The following is a 17,008-nucleotide window of genomic DNA, read 5'->3' as shown; positions in this document are numbered from 1 at the left end:
GATACCGCGAATGGGCTGGAGTACAAGCATAAAACCATATTATTCAAAAGGCTTATGTCATATGGCTGAGGGATCAATTAGCAGGAATAATTTATATCGATGAACCACACATAAAACGATTGATATTATCCTGAGCATGGTGAAGGCGGTCAGCAATATCAGCAAATCCGTCAGGCTCACGAAAGAACATTCCCCCTTCTACTGCCGTTTGATGATCCCCGGCGATCGCGGCGAACCGTTCTGCATCGTCAGGCAACAGTTGCAAGTTTCCGACAATCACCTGAGTAAAGTCCACACCCGGCACAGACCAGCGACGTTGCTTCATCTCGACCACATTGCGCATGGCTTCCAGCGTTTCATAGGGGCTGGAAAAATGATTACTCAGCAGACAATCCACATCATACCAGTGGCGTGCCAGTCGGGCCGGATTTGGCGCTTTGGTTTGCGTGCAGAACTGGTGCAGCGCTGTCAGCTTTTCCCAAAGAATATAACCGGTGTCATAAGCGTTTACGGTCGCGGTGGGTAACTGGAGTGTATCCATGCCTGCGATCCCGGACAGATAGCTTACAACAGGCATCAGATCGGTTGGCTTGCCACGATTTCGTCCGCCAAATTCCAACAGAATATGATCGCGCTGATAGGCCATACTGTCTTCTTTCACCCGTGGGAAATAGATATCGACTTTTTCGCCACCGCTGTCGGGTTCCATTTTTGCTTCAAGGCCCGGAATTTCATAAGCCTGAAAGCGTTGGTTTAACCGTTCTGCCAGCGCGTTTGTCCATTCTGTTAAGCGCTCTTGCTGCTGCTCTCTGAACCGGCGATTCTGGCTGTTATTTAGCGTGCTTTGCTCCCACGCCTGCTGTTCTTCCTCTTCTGAGTGACCTGCCAGATCGGCCCAGTGAACAGAAAGATCGATATCTTCAGAAAAACGCTCAATCACGTTCCAGCATTTGCTTAACGCTGTTCCACCTTTAAACGCGACAGATAAATCTCCCAGCAGATCCTCATTAAAAAGCAGCCGCAGAATCTCTGTTACCCAAAGATCCTTTTCCAGAAAGCTGGCTCCCAGCCCGGAGGGATGCTGCTGCGCCGCGTAAGAGAGGATTTCCTGAAGCTCGCGACGTTGTGATGCGCTCCGGTAGTAATCAAAAATGTCCATCAGAGCGCCTTTTGCAACGTTATCAGCTGTGAGCGCCACGCGTGAAGCGCAGGCTCATTCATTAACTTTCCGGCAATCTGTCGCGCTTTAGCGGGCGGGATGCTCAGCCGATGAAAAGCATTCTTTAGCGTTTCCGGTGGGGTATGTTGCTGATCCAGACTCAGCAAACCGCGCATCAGCTCTCCTTCAGGCCGGTTCAGCCAACGTAACCTACTTGCTGATTTATGCTGGATCCGGATCAACTCATTGCCGACACGGAACTCTCGCGTAGGGCCGTTTGACCAGTAGATGCGTTTAACCGGCGCCTGCGTTTGCAGCCCTAACCGGTAAGCGGCTTCCAGTCCCTGAAGGGTGATTTTGTAACCGCGCTCTTTTGCCCATGCTGCGGCAACGGCATTGGCGCTGGCGACAACGTTTACGGATGGAAGATTTTTCAATGGTTTTGGCCGGGAGTAAAAACCGCGTTCAATCCGGACCAGCAGGCCTTCTTTGACCAGACGACTCATTGCCTGTTGTACCGACGCACGGCTTCCCAGCGAATAAAATCCGCTGATGGAAAAGGGGATGCCACGCTTCATGCGATGAACCCGCTGGCGGGCCAGAGCGGCAACAGACATTGATTCTCCTGTACTGACGTTTAATACCTATGTGATTTTATTTTAGACCATATCTATCAAGGTATACAAGCGTATTGATGTCAGCAAAAATTAGTCTACATTAAAATATTTAATGACAGGGTCGATATGAAGTATGACCCTGTCGGTTTCTGTATCAAACCTCAGCGTTTAGTGGTTCCGCATTGCGTCTGAATCTGGGGTCGTCTTGTTTACCGTGCAGCTCTGCCCAACTGGTAACCTGCTCCAGCAACTGTTGCATGTAGTGATCGGTATCTATGACTGTCTCAAAAGGAGAAAGCTGTTCGGAGGTCAGGAGAGCAGTCAATAAGTCCTGAACACCAGCAGCCAGGCCTTCGTCCTGAGTAATTTGCAGATAAGCATTCAGTGGTTTATCTTTCGATGCTTCGTCTTCGCCCAAAAAACGTTCGAAATCAGGCACACTGACGCGGTGGCGAACCGTAATCCCTTCATTTCTGGCCTGTCGGATAGTATTTTTGATTTTTTCGTTTTCTGTCCACATACCATTTCTGGTACCGTTTGATTTCTGCGGTGAATCGGCGTCATGCACCAGACTGAAATCAATTTTGAAATGCGTAAGTACTTTTATCAGCGGCACCAGTATGGCTTTTCCCCGAGCGCGAATGATAGCGACCTGATCCATCAGCGCATGATTGCGCTCTATGATGGATGCCATAAACGCAGCATGTTCCGTATCGCCTTCAACCAGTACAGGGTGTGAACCAAAAAAGACCTCAGAAAAGCTGGGATCGATGTGCTGTAATGCCTGAAGCCGCTGTTTATCATCGCCTTCAAATTCAATCAGATCTGAACGATAGGTTCTCGGCGTTACCGGAGACTGGTCGTCATCTCTTTCCCGATCTAAACGCACAATGGTAGTGTGGTCTTCAAACGGATTGATAAAATAAGGCGAATGGGTGGTCAGAATGACCTGCCAGTCGGGATTTTTTGCCAGTTGGTATAAATGGCGCTGAGCCGCTCGGGCTGCCATAGGGTGCAAAGCGTTTTCTGGTTCATCAATTAATAGCAGGTAGCCGGGAAAGGCAGGATCTTCCGGGCTGTCCGGGATTGGAGCGCCGCTATCATGTGCTTCGAGTAATGCTCTGGCCTGAGCCAGCTCTTGTGATAGCTGTTCTGGGTTACTTCCTCTCGGTGGTTTCGCCACCTTTTTGGTTAGATCGTTTATGTCTTTTTCGACACGTTTGCGATAGTCACTCCGCACTTCTTTATCGCGATTAAGCTCATTATGAACCTGAAGCATTGCCCAGAATAATGCTCGGCGAGCCCCGGTTCCCTGCTGAGCCAAATCGGTATCAGCTCTTCCATCCGAAATTCTTAAACTCGAACCATTTTTAATAAGTTCGTCAACTTTGGGAACAAGCGGTGCCGCACACACGTTAAGGCTAACATCCAGTCGGGGAAAAATGCTTTTGAATCCCGTCGAGACCTTACCCGCAATACCATTGAAATGTTCCTGATGTTGCTCGCTGAGGGCGTTCATACTGGAGGAAACACTTTCAATCGCTTTTGCCAGATCGGATTCTGGATTACTCCGGGCTTTTTCCATTTCCGTGAACAGGGGAGACAGGGCAAGTTTAAGTAACAGTTCTTCCGTTTTTGCCGCATCTTCAAGCGAGCCAATCCGTAGCGGTCTGGGAAGCCGGGAACCAAATACCGGATCGGCACCGCCTGCTTTGCCATCCTCGGCCCAGCAGCCCTGTTGTCCATCGCCTCCGGTGGGATCCCATGTAGTACGGACTTTCTGAAAATCAGGTGCGCACCATTGCCAGCGGCTTTTTACAACAAGAAATCCATCTCTTTCCTGTTTCCATCTGTCATCAACGTTGCCAATACCTCGGGGAATATGCACTTCGAGAAGCACTTCAGAAGGTTGTTCCGGTTGAGCGTGTTGGTGTCGGTCATGCGCGGGATCGAATGATACGCTTCCTTTGGCTAATTCATAGGCTCTGAGAACAGTAGACTTACCGGCATTATTTTTTCCTACCAGACAAACAATATTATCAAGCGCAATATCGACACCTTCATTTCCTATACATCCAATGTTGCGGATGGTCATACGAAGCAGCTTTGAACGGTTTTCTACAGACATCATTTACTCCGGGATTATTAACATGCAAAGGAAGTTTATGTTAATAACGAATGGAGAAGCATAATTTGATGTCACACTAATTTATTGATAATTATCTATTTTGAGATGGGTGTACAATTTAAAGACAGTTTTTCTGTTTGCGATCTGTCTTCCATAACCTCGCTTGCTGTTAACCGCTAATCGCAGTATCCTTCATTCGCACCTGCAAATTCAGGTGCCGGGATTGACCTCCTGAATATATTTTGTTGGCGACATATTGACGCGCCTGCGTCTTTTTTTATGTCGTACGCACGGCTATACCTCAATGGTGGGCTGGGCGGGGGCACCGCAAGGTGCGCCGGTTGCCAACAAAGCCGGTAAGGTCAACTCCGTCCAGTTCCACCACCCACGAGATTGACCTCTCAGGTGGTGGTTTATCAACTTTTGTTGGAGGCTGCCACTATGGCTACGATCCCCACTCAAACACATCCGTTACTTGCTGTTCCCTTCAATGCCACCACGGACTTCACCGTCCTTGCCAGCCACTGCGAAAACTTCGCCGAAACCCTGATTGAAAGTAAAGATGTCGCGTTAAAAATGGCGATCTGCGGCAGACTCAACGCCGCTCTGACGCTGCTCCAGCCCACGCTGTTAGAACCCGTCCCGCCCCATCTTGTTGAAAGCCTGACTGTTGATACTCTCCCGGCAAACTCCCCTCAGTTTGGGCCCGAATGCACAGAGCTTTGTAGCTACTGCCTTGCCCTGACACAGACGCTGGCGGAGCAGGGATTTTCTTCTGAAAAGGAGAAACAGTTGAGTTATCTGCTGTACGACCTGATCAACTACTTCGCGGCGGAAATGAAAGCGCCGCGCTGGTTGCGTACTGCCGACGGCGTGAAGTTTATTGACGGGGAGGCGGCATGATCATGATGCAGCCGGACTGGCATTCCGCCGATATTATCGCGGCGCTGAAAAAGCAGGGGACGTCGCTGTCCGCGGTCTCCCGCAAATCAGGGCTGGCGTCCTCCACGCTGGCAAATGCGCTGATCAGGCACTGGCCCAAGGGTGAGAGGCTGATCGCCGAAGAGTTAGGTGTGCAAATCTGGCCTTCCCGTTATCTCAGACCACGTTAAAACAGACTCTCCCGATCTTCTGTCAGCTTATGCTGGCGGAAGATCGGGAGAAGACAAGCGAAGCGCGGCAGGCTGTCATTCACAGAATGACGAAAAAATCCACAACCAACTCAATTCCCGGAAAAAAGGTTTCCCCTTTTCATCCGTGCAAACCGGGTGTAATCTCCCTTCTGCTCTATGCTGTCGTTGACAGCGCCCTTTGCTTCGCAACCTGAAAGAAGCACCTGTTCCGTCAGGACGGTTGATCCCTTTACCGGTGCAGACCTCTGCAAACACCGGGTCGCAGAACATCGCGGCGGAGGCTCAGATACACTCTTTAGCTGCGCCAGTTCATCGGCTGTCATTCCAATCAACCGGAAATCACCCGATTTCACGGCTCACTTACACCTGCTGAATTTCAGCGCCTCTTACCTGCGCCAGATCTCTGGTCAATGTTTCACCGCACCGGAAACTTTCCGGTAAATCCAGCACCTGCTGCCACATCAGCGCCCTTTACGTTACGGGCTGCGGCCTGCAAAGACGTCCGGCTTTGCTGCCGCGTGACCGTAAACCTGCACCAGAATTGGCTCTTTCAGAGCACGACACCTGACCGGGCGTCACTTGAGTCCCGCAACGCGTGCGCAAGTGACGCCGTTCCACCACGCCGACGCAAGCCACGGAAAATCTGGCCAGCGCCCTCAATCCCCCGCACTGACACACCGTTTTCAGGTCGCTGTCGGTTCAGAAAAGGAGAAAAAGATCGATACCGAGGGGGGCATGACGCCCCGGAGAATTTCCTGCTCACGCAGGCAGCCTGTACCGCGTACAGTCTGAAACTCCCTACACCTCAACAACCTGCCACCCCGGCGTGAAGGTATCGTTCTGGCGCAGCCACACAGCATACGCCGGGGCCAGATTGTGCCTTTTAACAGCGGCAAGGGGGAGCTATGGGCAAATTGGGTAGTGAAATGAAGGCGCTGGCGAAAAAAGCGGGCGGCAGTTTTAAAACGGTGGATGACCGCATTCACATTGTGCAGCGGTTCAGCCGCCATTTACGCTCGCTGAATATCCAGATCCAGCGGGTGGAGCAGATCAAGGTTCGCCATATCGAATGCTATATTCAGGCGCGACTGGCGCAGGAAATCGGTAAACGGACGCTGCAAAATGAAATGGCCGCGCTGCGTGGCGTGCTGCAACAGGCCGGGCGTAAGCAGGTGGTGGAACATTCGCGGCTGACCAATAAATCATTAGGGCTGGCTGGCGCATCCCGTAACGGCACCAACCGGGCCATCACGCCGGAGTATTACGGCAAGGTGCTGGAAGCCGTCCGTGATAAAGACGCAGGGCTGGCGGCGACGCTGGAGCTGGCAAGGCTGATGGGACTACGCTCGCAGGAAGCGGTACAGTGCTGTCAGTCATTGAAAACGTGGATACAGGCACTGGAACGCGGCGAGACCCGGCTGACGGTGGTGTTTGGCACCAAAGGCCATCGTCCGCGTGAAACCATTATTCAGGATACTGGCGCAGTGAAAAAAGCGCTGGAAAATGCCTTAACTGTTGCAGAAGAACGTAACGGCAGGCTGATTGACCGGCCCAATCTCCAGAAAGCGATGAATTACTGGCGCAAAGAAATAGTGAAGGCCGGGCTGACGGGGATTTATACCCCGCACTCATTGCGCTATGCGTGGACGCAGGATGCGCTCCGCCACTATCTGGCACAGGGATTTAGCGACAAAGAAGCGCTGGCGCTGACCTCAATGGATCTGGGCCACGGCGACGGGCGCGGGCGGTATGTGGCGCAGGTTTACGGACGATGGGAAGAAGAGGAATAATTTCCTGATCTGGTGCAATCATGAAAAGCAAAAGGCCGCAGGAGTAAAGGAGCGCTAAGGGTAACAGCGCCAGACCGGAAAAGGCCAAAGGGCTGTAACTGGCGCAGCTCAATGGATTTGGGGCTGGCGCAAATAAAAAAGCAGATCCACTGAGATCTGCTTTCCTGCGTGGCGCGTTAACGGGATTAGGCCACCTGAACCTGCTTGTCATACCGGTATGGCGCAACAAACTTCTGCCGACAGGCGTCGAGATAGTCTGACCACCACTGCATCATCTGCGTGCGCTCGTCGAGGTGCTCCGCCTTATGGATATACGCGGCGCGAACGTTGTTACGCTCCTGATGGCTCATCTGCCGTTCCACGGCGTCTTTCGACCAGCGCCCGGACTCGATCAACGCGCTACAGGCCATCGTGCGGAAGCCGTGACCACACACGTCCACCTTCGTGTCATAGCCCATCACCCGCAGCGCCTTGTTGATGGTGTTTTCGCTCATCGGCTTACGCGGATCGTGGTCGCCGGGAAACAGCAGTTCACTGTTGCCGGACAGCAGTTTTAGCTGTTTCAACACCGTGACCGCCTGTTTTGACAGTGGCACCAGATGCGGCGTTTTCATTTTTGCGCCGCGTTCTGAATAGCGCACACCCGGGATCGGCTCACGTTCGGCGGGGATAGTCCACATTGCGCCATCCAGATCGATCTCCGTCCAGCGGGCAAAACGCAGTTCACTGGAGCGAATAAAGATCAGCAGGTTAAGCTGTACCGCCAGACGGGTTAACAGCCTGCCGGAATAGCTCTCGAAGCGCTCCAGCAGTTCTGGCATTTTCTCCAGCGGCAGGGCGGGGTAGTGATTTTTCGGCGGCGGCGCAATGGCGCCTGTCAGATCGTTAGCCGGATTGCTGGCGATCAGACTCTCCTGCACCGCATAGCGCATGATCGCGGTGGTGCGCTGTTGGATCCGCGCGGCGGTCTCCAGATTGCCCTTTCTCTCCGCCACCCGCAGCGGGATCAGCAGATCGGCGGTTTTCAGGTCGGCAACGGGGATCCTGCCAATCAGCGGAAATACGTGCAGCTCCAGCGAGCGCAGGGCTTTGGCGGCGTGTGCCTCCGTCCAGCGGATATTACCTGCCACCCATTTACGGGCGATTTCTTCAAAGGTATTACCGCTTTTCTTTGCCTGCTTCTCCTGCTGCTTTTTTACCCCCGGATCGTCGCCTGCGCTGAGTACGGCGCGGGCCTCTTCACGCAGCTTACGCGCATTTGCCAGCGTAACGGTTGGGTAAGCGCCAAACGCCAGCTTCTTCTCCTTGCCGCCAAAGCGGTACTTAAGTTGCCAGAGTTTAGAACCGTTGGGCTTAATCAGCAGGTATTAGCCCTGCGCATCGCTGAGTTTGTAAGGTTTGTCGATGGGCTTGGCGTTACGGATGGCGGTATCGGTGAGTGGCATAGCGGGGGCTCCAGAGTTTATCGAACCAACAGACCCCCAATTAAGCCCCCAAAAACTCTGGATGTCAAAAAACCTGACAGAACTTTTCAGCACCATCAGGTTTCTTTAACTTACTGATTTTCTAATGTTTCAGGACTTATAAGAACGCCATGAAACTAAATTTTGGTGCCCGGACTCGGAATCGAACCAAGGACACGGGGATTTTCAATCCCCTGCTCTACCGACTGAGCTATCCGGGCAACGGGGCGCATTAAACCGTATTCACGTCTGTCAGTCAATCAAATTTCTGGAAACATTGTTCAACCGCTTAATATTGCGGCAATCTGCATGGTTATGCCTGAAGTTTGCACAAATCTATCCGGCAGAGGCGACGAAAACAGGTAATGCTCGCTTAGGTCAGCGCACCGCCCATTCGGCACTGGGCAAAGCGCAGGATATCTTCAGCCAGGCGGTGTGCCGTTTCGACATCAGCATGGCTACGATTAACCAGCATGCGGCTCAGGCAGCCTTCCAGCACCAGTTCCATCTGTTTGGCGACCATTGCCGGGTCGTCAACTTCCAGCGTAGTCAGCAGCTCATGGGTGAAGTCATGTGCCGCCTTTTTTTGCTGATCGGCTAACTGATGGATCGGATGCCCGGGATCGGGGTAAAACGTACAGGCGGCGATGAACAGACAGCCGGGATAGCGATTATTGCTCACGCATTCGGACAGCGCAGTGTAGCGCGCCAGTAATTTCTGCTCAGCGCTCAGCGTGTCATCCAGCAAAAGCTGACGCCGCCAGATATCCACCCGCTGGCTGAGGTAGCGTAGCGCATCGTACAGAATGGCCTCTTTATCGGGCCAAAAGCGCTGCAGTTCATCCAGAGGATAATCGATGCGTTCGGCCACCATTTCCAGCGTGGTATTGGCTATCCCTTGCACCTCAAGTAATTTCAGGGCTTCTCCCAGGACATCTTCACGTTGCACGGTATTCTCCTCCGTATTTCCTGTTGCAAGTGTCGCTCACGGTTGGCGATCGCGCAAATGTGCGCTGAAGGTCGCGGCATCCATAAAGCCCGTAACCCGAGCTTCCGGGTGCTCTTTCCCCTCGGCATCAAAGAACAAGATAGTCGGCAAACCTAAAACCTGTAGATGTTTCAGGAGAGCGACATCCTGGGCATTGTTTGCTGTCACATCTGCCTGCAATAGCACCGTGTTGCCTAGCGCTTGCTGAACCTGCGGATTACTGAACGTGTACTTTTCAAATTCCTTACAGGCTACACACCAGTCGGCATACAGATCCAGCATGACTGGCCTGCCTTTAGCTTGCGCCAGTGCTTGATTTAACGCATCTACCGATGCCACCGGCGTGAAGTTAAGATGTGCCTGGGTTTGAGCATGTGGTGCGCCGAACGCCCAGTCTTGCAATGGACGCACGCTTACCAGTGCTGCGGCTAACAGGACAATCTGCACGATACGCATCCAGGCGTGCTTTGCCTGTAGGCTGGTGATGAACGCCCAGCCAAAGAACGCGACGGCTAGCAGTGACCATAAGCGAACGCCCCACTCGTCGCCAACGATACGTTCGAGTAAGAAGACGGGAAGCGCCAGAATGACAAAGCCAAAAGCGGTTTTGACATGTTCCATCCATGGGCCACTTTTAGGCAGCAGGCGGTTGCCAAATACGGTAATCAGCATCAGGGGGAATCCCATCCCCAAAGCATACAGATACAGTGTGCCGCCTCCCAGCCACATGTTCCCGCTCTGAGCGATATACAGCAAAATCGCGCTTAGCGGGGCCGTTGTGCAAGGAGAACAGATGAGGCCAGCAATCGCTCCCATCGCAAAGACGCTGCCGGGAGATCCGCCTTGCTGGCGGTTACTCATTAGCGTGAGGCGCGTTTGAAGCGATGAGGGCAGTTGCAGCGTGAACAGGCCAAACATCGACAGAGCCAGCAGCGTAAAGATGACGGCAAGGCCAATCAGGACGTAGGGATGCTGAAGCGCGGCCTGGAACTGCAAACCGGCGGCTGCAACAACCAAACCCAGCGCGGTATAGGTGAGCGCCATCCCTTGAACGTAGATAAACGTCAGCAGCAATGCCCGTCCGGTTGATAAGCGTTGCTTGCCACCCAGTACGATACCGGAAATCAGCGGATACATCGGCAGTACGCAAGGCGTAAATGCGATACCAATTCCGATCAGCAATGCCCACAGCGCGGAGAAGGGGAGTTGGGCCGTGGGCTGCGGTTTCTCTTGCGGATCTGCAGTGGCTGGGGCTGGCGCAGGGGCCGCCGCAGAACCGGCAGACACTTCACTTAATGGCACCGTTTTTGTTTCTGGCGGATAGCAAAATCCGGCGTCGGCGCAGCCCTGGTATGTGATCGTTAATGTTGCGCCAGACTTAGCCTGATTGACCGTGATCGGGACAGTCAGCTGTTTACGGTAAATCTCACTTTTGCCGTAAAACTCATCTTCATGCCAGACGCCTGGCGGTAGTTTTACCTCAGCAATATCGGCCTGAGATGGCGCAATGCTTATCTGTTTGCGATACAGATAGTAGCCATCTTTAACCTGCCATGTGAGGTTCAGATCGTGTTGGTTTTGCTGAAAATCAAAAACAAACGCCCGATCGGCAGGAACAAACTGCGAGCGGCCAGGCGCGTCAAATAATCCGGCAAAGGTAGATGTGCTGCACAGCAGCAGGATCAGCGTAAGGATGCGTTGAGCCATGAGCGGTAATCAAAGTCTCCGTGAGTGACGGGTAAAACCAGAAGTTCAGGCGTTTGATACGGATGATGTGACTTCAGGCAATCGAGAAGGGCTTGCTGGTGTGTGACGGTGGTTTTTAAAATCATCTGGACTTCATATTCCTGTTCCAGTTTGCCTTCCCAATAGTAGAGGGAGGTCGCACCGGGTAGCAGGGTCACACAGGCAGCCAGCTTCTCCGCTAGCACTTTGGCGGCGAGATCCTGGGCGGTTGCTTCATCCGGGGCGGTACAGAGCACCACAACGGTATCGGGGATGGAAATATCCTGACTCTTTACATCAAGCATAAACACCTCGAAAGAACAGAGTAACCAGCAAAAGAGTGGTCACTATACAACGGACGAGGGAAGGATGTTAGTTAAAGCGGGGTGGGGAGGAGGAACTGCAGGGCGCCCAGGCACCCTGCAGGAAAAACTTACAGCATGAAGCTGCCCAGCAAGAAGCCGAAGCAGACAGCCAGAACCACACCCAGAGTACCCGGGATGAAGAACGGATGGTTAAAGACGAATTTACCGATGCGAGTTGTACCGGTGTCATCCATCTGAACTGCCGCAACCAGAGTTGGGTAGGTTGGCAGAATGAACAGGCCAGAAACCGCGGCGAAAGACGCAACAGCAGTCAGTGGGGAAACGTTCAGAGCCAGAGCCATCGGCATCAGTGCTTTAGCGGTTGCAGCCTGAGAGTACAGCAGTGCAGAAGCAAAGAAGAAGATGACAGCCAGCAGCCACGGATGACCCTGAATTACGCTACCTGCAGTATCTTTGATCCAGTCAATGTTGTGAGATACGAAGGTATCACCCAGCCATGCAACACCCAGGATACAAATACAGGCGCTCATACCGGCTTTGAAAGTGCTGGAGTTCAGGATGGAGTCAGTTTCAACGCGGCAGATGATCGTGGTCAGCGTCGCGATGCTCAGCATGATGATCAGGATTGCGTTGGTGGTGTTCATCAGCGGTTTAGCGACCAGACCGAGGCTTGGGCTGTTGACGATCGCATATACGACGACACAAACCACGCCCAGCAGGAACAACCAAACAGAAGTTTTTGCGCCAGCTTTGATTTCAACTTGTCTTTCACCACGCAGTTCAACCAGGCCTTCTTCCAGACGCTTACGATAAATCGGGTCGTCAGACAGTTTGGAGTTGAACAGTGCAGTTACCAGGAAGGACATGACCAGAACAGCCAGCAGGGTGGACGGAATGACCACGGACAGCAGATGAATGTAGCTGATGCCATGACCTTCCATTACGGAAGACATGTAAACCACGGCTGCGGAGATTGGAGACGCCGTAATCGCAATCTGTGCAGAAACCACTGCAGTAGAGAGCGGGCGGCAAGGTTTGATCCCTTGTTCTTTCGCAACTTCGGCGATAACTGGCAGCGTTGCCAGAGAGATGTTGCCGGTACCTGCGAAGATGGTCAGGAAATAGGTCACGATAGGTGCAAGGATCGTGATGTATTTCGGGTTTTTACGCAGCAGTTTTTCAGTTTGATGAACCAGATAGTCCAGACCACCTGCAATCTGCATAGCTGAAATGGCAGCGATAACCGCCATGATGATGGAAATAACATCGAACGGGATATTACCGGGTTTTACGCCGATAGCGGCGAGAACCAGAACACCCAGCCCACCTGCAAATCCAATACCGATACCCCCAAGTCTGGCACCTAAAAAGATTGCCAGCAAAACGATGATAAGTTCTAAAACTATCATATTAGCCTTCCTTGTTGTTTAACAAGTTGATATTAAATTGTTGTTTTTAAGTAACTTCGAGTAAGAAAAAAGGCACGTCATCATGACGTGCCTTCTCCGGTACTACCCTACACGATTACTGTTCGCTTTCATCAGTATAACGTTTTGCTTTATAAGCAGGGTGCATCAGGTTCTGTGCAGAGAAGATATCGTCCAGTTCAGACTCGGTCAACAGACCGCGCTCCAGGACAACTTCACGTACGCTCTTACCGGTTTCGGCACAAATTTTACCGACGATGTCGCCGTTGTGGTGACCAATGAACGGGTTGAGGTAAGTAACGATGCCGATGGAGTTGAATACAAATGCTTCACAGACTTCTTTGTTAGCAGTGATACCACTAACGCATTTTTCCAGCAGGTTGTAGCAAGCGTTGCTCAGAATGTGAATGGATTCAAACATTGCCTGACCAATGACCGGCTCCATTACGTTCAGCTGCAGCTGACCAGCTTCAGATGCCATGGTTACAGTGATGTCGTTACCGATGACTTTGAAGCACACCTGGTTTACGACTTCCGGAACAACCGGGTTCACTTTAGCTGGCATGATAGAAGAACCAGCCTGCAGTTCCGGCAGGTTGATCTCGTTCAGACCTGCACGCGGACCAGAGGAGAGCAAACGCAGGTCGTTACAGATTTTGGACATCTTCACAGCCAGACGTTTCAGTGCGCCGTGCACCATAACGTATGCGCCACAGTCAGAAGTTGCTTCAATCAGGTCTTCTGCCGGAACACAGGCGAAGCCGGTGACTTCAGCCAGTTTCTGTACTGCCAGCGGAGAGTACTCTTTCGGCGTGTTCAGACCAGTACCGATTGCTGTCGCGCCGAGGTTAACTTCCAGCAGCAGCTCAGCGGTACGGCTAATGTTTTTCACTTCTTCTTTCAACAGTACGCTAAAAGCATGGAATTCCTGACCGAGGGTCATCGGTACAGCATCCTGCAGCTGGGTACGACCCATTTTCAGGATGTCCTGGAATTCAACAGCTTTTTTCTCGAAGCCTTCGCGCAGCTGGTTCAGTGCATCAACCAGTTTGATGATGGATGCGTATACAGCGATACGGAAGCCAGTTGGGTATGCGTCGTTGGTAGACTGACATTTGTTAACGTGGTCGTTCGGGTTCAGGTACTGATATTCACCTTTCTGGTGACCCATCAGTTCCAGACCGATATTGGCCAGAACTTCGTTGGTGTTCATGTTGACGGAGGTACCCGCACCACCCTGGTAAACGTCTACCGGGAACTGATCCATGCATTTTCCGTTATTCAGGACTTCATCACACGCCGCGATGATGGCATTTGCCACACTCTTAGGAATGGTTTGCAGCTCTTTGTTGGCCATAGCCGCTGCCTTTTTAACCATTACCATACCGCGAACAAATTCAGGAATATCGCTGATTTTGTTGTTGCTAATGTAGAAGTTTTCAATCGCTCTCAGAGTGTGGACACCGTAGTAGGCGTCCGCTGGAACTTCCCTGGTACCCAACAAGTCTTCTTCGATACGAATGTTGTTTAACATGTGAACCTTCTTTTTCAAGCTGCCAATGATTTGACTAAACACACAGGATATATGTGATTTCGATTGTTTCTCGACCGACGATTATCCCCTGCATCGGTCTGATACCCGAGATCATATGCTGGTTCAGGATTTCTACCGTAATCTGGATCACTTAAAGCGTGGAATTTACCCCTTATTTATTATTCTGTGAAATGGATCACCCCTTTGTGATTAACCCTAAATATTAGTGTACAAGCCACTTGAAATTTTGCTAACCACCACAATATCAAATCGATGCGATTAACATAATTTTTCGAACAGAAGTTGAACAAAACGGCTGTTATTAACAGGAGATCCCTTTGCGCTGGATACCATTACTTGCCATTTTTCTCTATGTTTACATAGAGATATCTATTTTCATTCAGGTTGCCCATGTGATGGGCGTCCTGATGACGCTGATTTTGGTTATTTTTACATCGGTTATCGGTATGTCTCTGGTTCGTAATCAGGGATTTAAGAACTTTTTACTGATGCAACAGAAAATGGCGGCAGGTGAAAGTCCGGCTGCAGAAATGATCAAAAGCGTATCGCTGATTATTGCCGGTCTGCTGTTGGTGCTGCCCGGATTTTTCACCGATTTCCTCGGTCTTCTTCTTTTATTACCCCCGGTGCAAAAACATCTGACGATGAAACTGCTGCCACATTTGCGTTTTTCGCGTATGCCTGGCGGTGGTTTTAGCGCCGGAACGGGCGGCGGTGAGACTTTTGATGGTGAATTTCAGCGCAAGGATGACAAGCGCGACAGCATCGAACATAAAGACGATCGCCGGGATTAAGCATCAGTATGTAGGCCGGATAAGCGTTAGCGCCATCCGGCAAAAGTGTTTATAGGCCGGATGATGGCGTCAACGTTGCCTTATCTGGCCTGCGGGGTAAAAACAGCCACAGTCCTGCCAGCATAATCAACGCGTACAGACTCTTCCAGCCGACCATCGCCAGTAGCAGTAGACACAGCAGACCACCAATGACCGCCAGTGCGCGATAATGCCCTTTCAGTAATCGACACCCCGCCAACATGCACAACAAATAAATCATAATAAAGATGCCGTTGGCGTAGACGATTAACGCATCGAGATTGATTTGCAGCATATAGATGCACAGAGTACTGACTACGCAGCAGCCCAATACGGCGTTAAGCGCATTGCGCGGAAGGTGGCGGGGGGACAGACGAGCCAGATAACTCTCCGGCTTATACTGCGCTTGCGACCAGACCAGCCGGGCGAAGCTTTGTATATAAATGTTGAGGCTGGCAAAACAGGCCAGATAACCAATGATGCAGGCGACCCACAGAGCTTGTACGCCAAACAGTTGCACGACGATCTCTGGCAGCGACGCTGCGGCCGCCATTTGCTCGCCGTAGGCACCAAAATGGAGAACGACAACGGTGCATGCCCAATAAACAGACCCCGCCAACAGCAGGCCGATCATCAGTGCGCGTGGGAAGTCTCGCTCCGGATTTTTGAATTCAGACGCCAGGTGAGCAAACGCTTCAAGGCCGACAAAGCACCAGAACATGACCGACAACGCGGCGAACAGGCCTGGAAGCTCAATATCGGTAATCGCAGGGAAGGGGATTTCGCCAGGTGTCAGATCGCCCGCCCACCAGATAGCAACAATCAGGGCAACAATCAGCCCGGCAATGACCGTTTGTAGATTCGCGCTGGAGCTTGCGCCGCGGGAGCCGATGTACCAAACCAATGCCAGCGTACCGAGCTCAGCCAGCAAAAGCTGCTCGTCATGCCAGCCAAACATCGCCTGACCGAATCCGGCGGCGATATGCAATGCCGCAGGCAAGCCGGCAGGAATGACCGACAAAAATAACCATCCGGTGACGCGCTCCAGGCGCGAACCAAAGGCCATGCCGACAAAATGCGCCACACCGCCTGCGCTGGGAAAATGACGACCCAGTACGGCGAAGACAATCGCTACGGGAAAGACCAAAACAATCAGCGCCGGCCATGCCCACAGGCTGTTGTTGCCCGCAACCAGTGCGGCCAGCGCGGGGACGGCAAAAACGCCTGTACCTAACAATGATGTAGACAACAGGCCAACGCCCTGAGCCAGTCCCAGCTCTTGTTTCAGTCCGCTCATAAGTTGTTATCCGGTTATGCCCATTGACCGGGCTACAGCGCAGATTTTTGATGGTATCACAATCAGATTTGCTTATGACGACGTGACTGAAATCGTTATGAAATGTGAGGTGCGTCGGCGTTTTGACGGGATTTTCTGCTGATAAAAAATTTTTTTCGCTTGCCCCCTTGAAGGCACAAAACCCCATCCCCATCTCTCTGGTCACTAGCCGGGAAACCGTTTACGGGCCGGCGTCACCCATAACTGATAAAGACTTTCTCAAAGGAGAGCTATCAATGAGTATTCGTCCGTTACATGATCGTGTGATCGTCAAACGTAAAGAAGTTGAATCCAAATCTGCTGGCGGCATCGTACTGACTGGTTCTGCAGCAGGTAAATCAACTCGTGGCGAAATCATCGCTGTCGGTAAGGGTCGCATCCTGGACAACGGTACCGTACAGCCGCTGGACGTGAAAGTCGGCGATATCGTTATTTTCAACGATGGCTACGGTGTTAAATCTGAGAAGATCGACAATGAAGAAGTGTTGATCATGTCTGAAAGCGACATCCTGGCGATTGTTGAAGCCTAATCCGCGAACGACACTGAAC

14 protein-coding genes, 1 tRNA gene and 1 pseudogene are annotated in these 17,008 nt (G+C 51.9%); 5 read left to right on the top strand and 11 right to left on the bottom strand.

The genetic code is table 11. The features are described from left to right. Nucleotides 1-91: 91 nt before the first annotated feature. The 3 genes from OGY71_RS23070 to OGY71_RS23060 form a co-directional block, all read right to left on the bottom strand. On the bottom strand, nt 92-1,159 hold the full coding sequence (locus tag OGY71_RS23070) for a nucleotidyl transferase AbiEii/AbiGii toxin family protein (protein WP_286613766.1): 1,068 nt from the start codon (nt 1,157-1,159) through the stop codon (nt 92-94). Beyond that, nucleotides 1,159-1,776 carry a DUF6088 family protein gene (locus OGY71_RS23065; RefSeq protein WP_286613762.1) on the bottom strand — a complete coding sequence of 206 codons (618 nt, stop codon included), beginning with the start codon at nt 1,774-1,776 and terminating at the stop codon, nt 1,159-1,161. The genes OGY71_RS23070 and OGY71_RS23065 overlap by 1 nt, the downstream gene beginning before the upstream one ends. A 154-nt stretch (nt 1,777-1,930) precedes the next feature. Beyond that, nucleotides 1,931-3,907, bottom strand: coding sequence for an ATP-dependent nuclease (locus tag OGY71_RS23060; protein ID WP_286613760.1), 1,977 nt, complete (start codon nt 3,905-3,907; stop codon nt 1,931-1,933). Nucleotides 3,908-4,345: 438 nt separating this feature from the next. On the opposite strand from OGY71_RS23060, the gene OGY71_RS23055 reads away from it, so the two are divergent. The 3 genes from OGY71_RS23055 (at nt 4,346) to OGY71_RS23045 (ending at nt 6,827) form a co-directional block, all read left to right on the top strand. Next, complete coding sequence (locus tag OGY71_RS23055) at nt 4,346-4,807, top strand: hypothetical protein (protein ID WP_063941671.1); 462 nt, start codon at nt 4,346-4,348, stop codon at nt 4,805-4,807. 2 nt (nt 4,808-4,809) lie between these two features. Beyond that, nucleotides 4,810-5,016 carry a helix-turn-helix domain-containing protein gene (locus OGY71_RS23050; protein WP_286613786.1) on the top strand — a complete coding sequence of 69 codons (207 nt, stop codon included), beginning with the start codon at nt 4,810-4,812 and terminating at the stop codon, nt 5,014-5,016. A 926-nt stretch (nt 5,017-5,942) separates the two neighbouring features. Next, entirely contained in the window at nt 5,943-6,827 is an 885-nt protein-coding gene (locus OGY71_RS23045) for an integrase domain-containing protein (RefSeq protein ID WP_286613758.1), read from the top strand. 185 nt (nt 6,828-7,012) lie between these two features. Here OGY71_RS23045 and OGY71_RS23040 read toward each other — a convergent pair. From OGY71_RS23040 to aspA, 7 genes and pseudogenes are all read right to left on the bottom strand, one after another. Next, a pseudogene (locus OGY71_RS23040) lies at nt 7,013-8,272 on the bottom strand (tyrosine-type recombinase/integrase). Nucleotides 8,273-8,435: 163 nt separating this feature from the next. Beyond that, nucleotides 8,436-8,511: transfer RNA gene (locus OGY71_RS23035), tRNA-Phe, on the bottom strand. Between the two features lie 152 nt (nt 8,512-8,663). Then, nucleotides 8,664-9,239, bottom strand: a complete 576-nt coding sequence (locus OGY71_RS23030) for a transcriptional regulator (protein WP_008785982.1) — start codon at nt 9,237-9,239, stop codon at nt 8,664-8,666. A gap of 36 nt (nt 9,240-9,275) precedes the next feature. Further along, nucleotides 9,276-10,985, bottom strand: coding sequence for a protein-disulfide reductase DsbD (locus tag OGY71_RS23025; RefSeq protein WP_063941668.1), 1,710 nt, complete (start codon nt 10,983-10,985; stop codon nt 9,276-9,278). Next, nucleotides 10,961-11,308: a divalent cation tolerance protein CutA gene (gene cutA, locus OGY71_RS23020; RefSeq protein WP_003025447.1), complete on the bottom strand. Its 348-nt coding sequence runs from the start codon at nt 11,306-11,308 to the stop codon at nt 10,961-10,963. The genes OGY71_RS23025 and cutA overlap by 25 nt, the downstream gene beginning before the upstream one ends. Before the next feature lie 128 nt (nt 11,309-11,436). Continuing rightward, nucleotides 11,437-12,738 carry an anaerobic C4-dicarboxylate transporter DcuA gene (gene dcuA, locus OGY71_RS23015; protein WP_003830670.1) on the bottom strand — a complete coding sequence of 434 codons (1,302 nt, stop codon included), beginning with the start codon at nt 12,736-12,738 and terminating at the stop codon, nt 11,437-11,439. Between the two features lie 115 nt (nt 12,739-12,853). Then, nucleotides 12,854-14,290 (bottom strand): aspartate ammonia-lyase, encoded by a 1,437-nt coding sequence (aspA, locus tag OGY71_RS23010; protein WP_003830668.1) that lies wholly within the window; start codon nt 14,288-14,290, stop codon nt 12,854-12,856. A gap of 338 nt (nt 14,291-14,628) precedes the next feature. Here aspA and OGY71_RS23005 point away from each other — a divergent pair, with 338 nt between their 5' ends. Beyond that, nucleotides 14,629-15,105, top strand: coding sequence for an FxsA family protein (locus OGY71_RS23005; protein WP_003025457.1), 477 nt, complete (start codon nt 14,629-14,631; stop codon nt 15,103-15,105). 49 nt (nt 15,106-15,154) lie between these two features. Here the strand turns inward: OGY71_RS23005 and yjeH are convergent, their stop codons facing one another. After that, entirely contained in the window at nt 15,155-16,420 is a 1,266-nt protein-coding gene (yjeH, locus tag OGY71_RS23000; protein WP_286613756.1) for an L-methionine/branched-chain amino acid transporter, read from the bottom strand. Between the two features lie 275 nt (nt 16,421-16,695). Between yjeH and OGY71_RS22995 the strand changes: the two genes are divergently transcribed. Next, the gene (locus OGY71_RS22995) at nt 16,696-16,989 is read left to right on the top strand and encodes a co-chaperone GroES (RefSeq protein WP_000027827.1); all 294 of its coding nucleotides are present in this window, start codon (nt 16,696-16,698) and stop codon (nt 16,987-16,989) included. Nucleotides 16,990-17,008: the final 19 nt, after the last annotated feature.

Source organism: Citrobacter sp. Cpo109 (genome assembly GCF_030332565.1).
Lineage (GTDB): Bacteria > Pseudomonadota > Gammaproteobacteria > Enterobacterales > Enterobacteriaceae > Citrobacter > Citrobacter portucalensis.
This window is presented reverse-complemented; position numbering and strand designations above follow the sequence as displayed.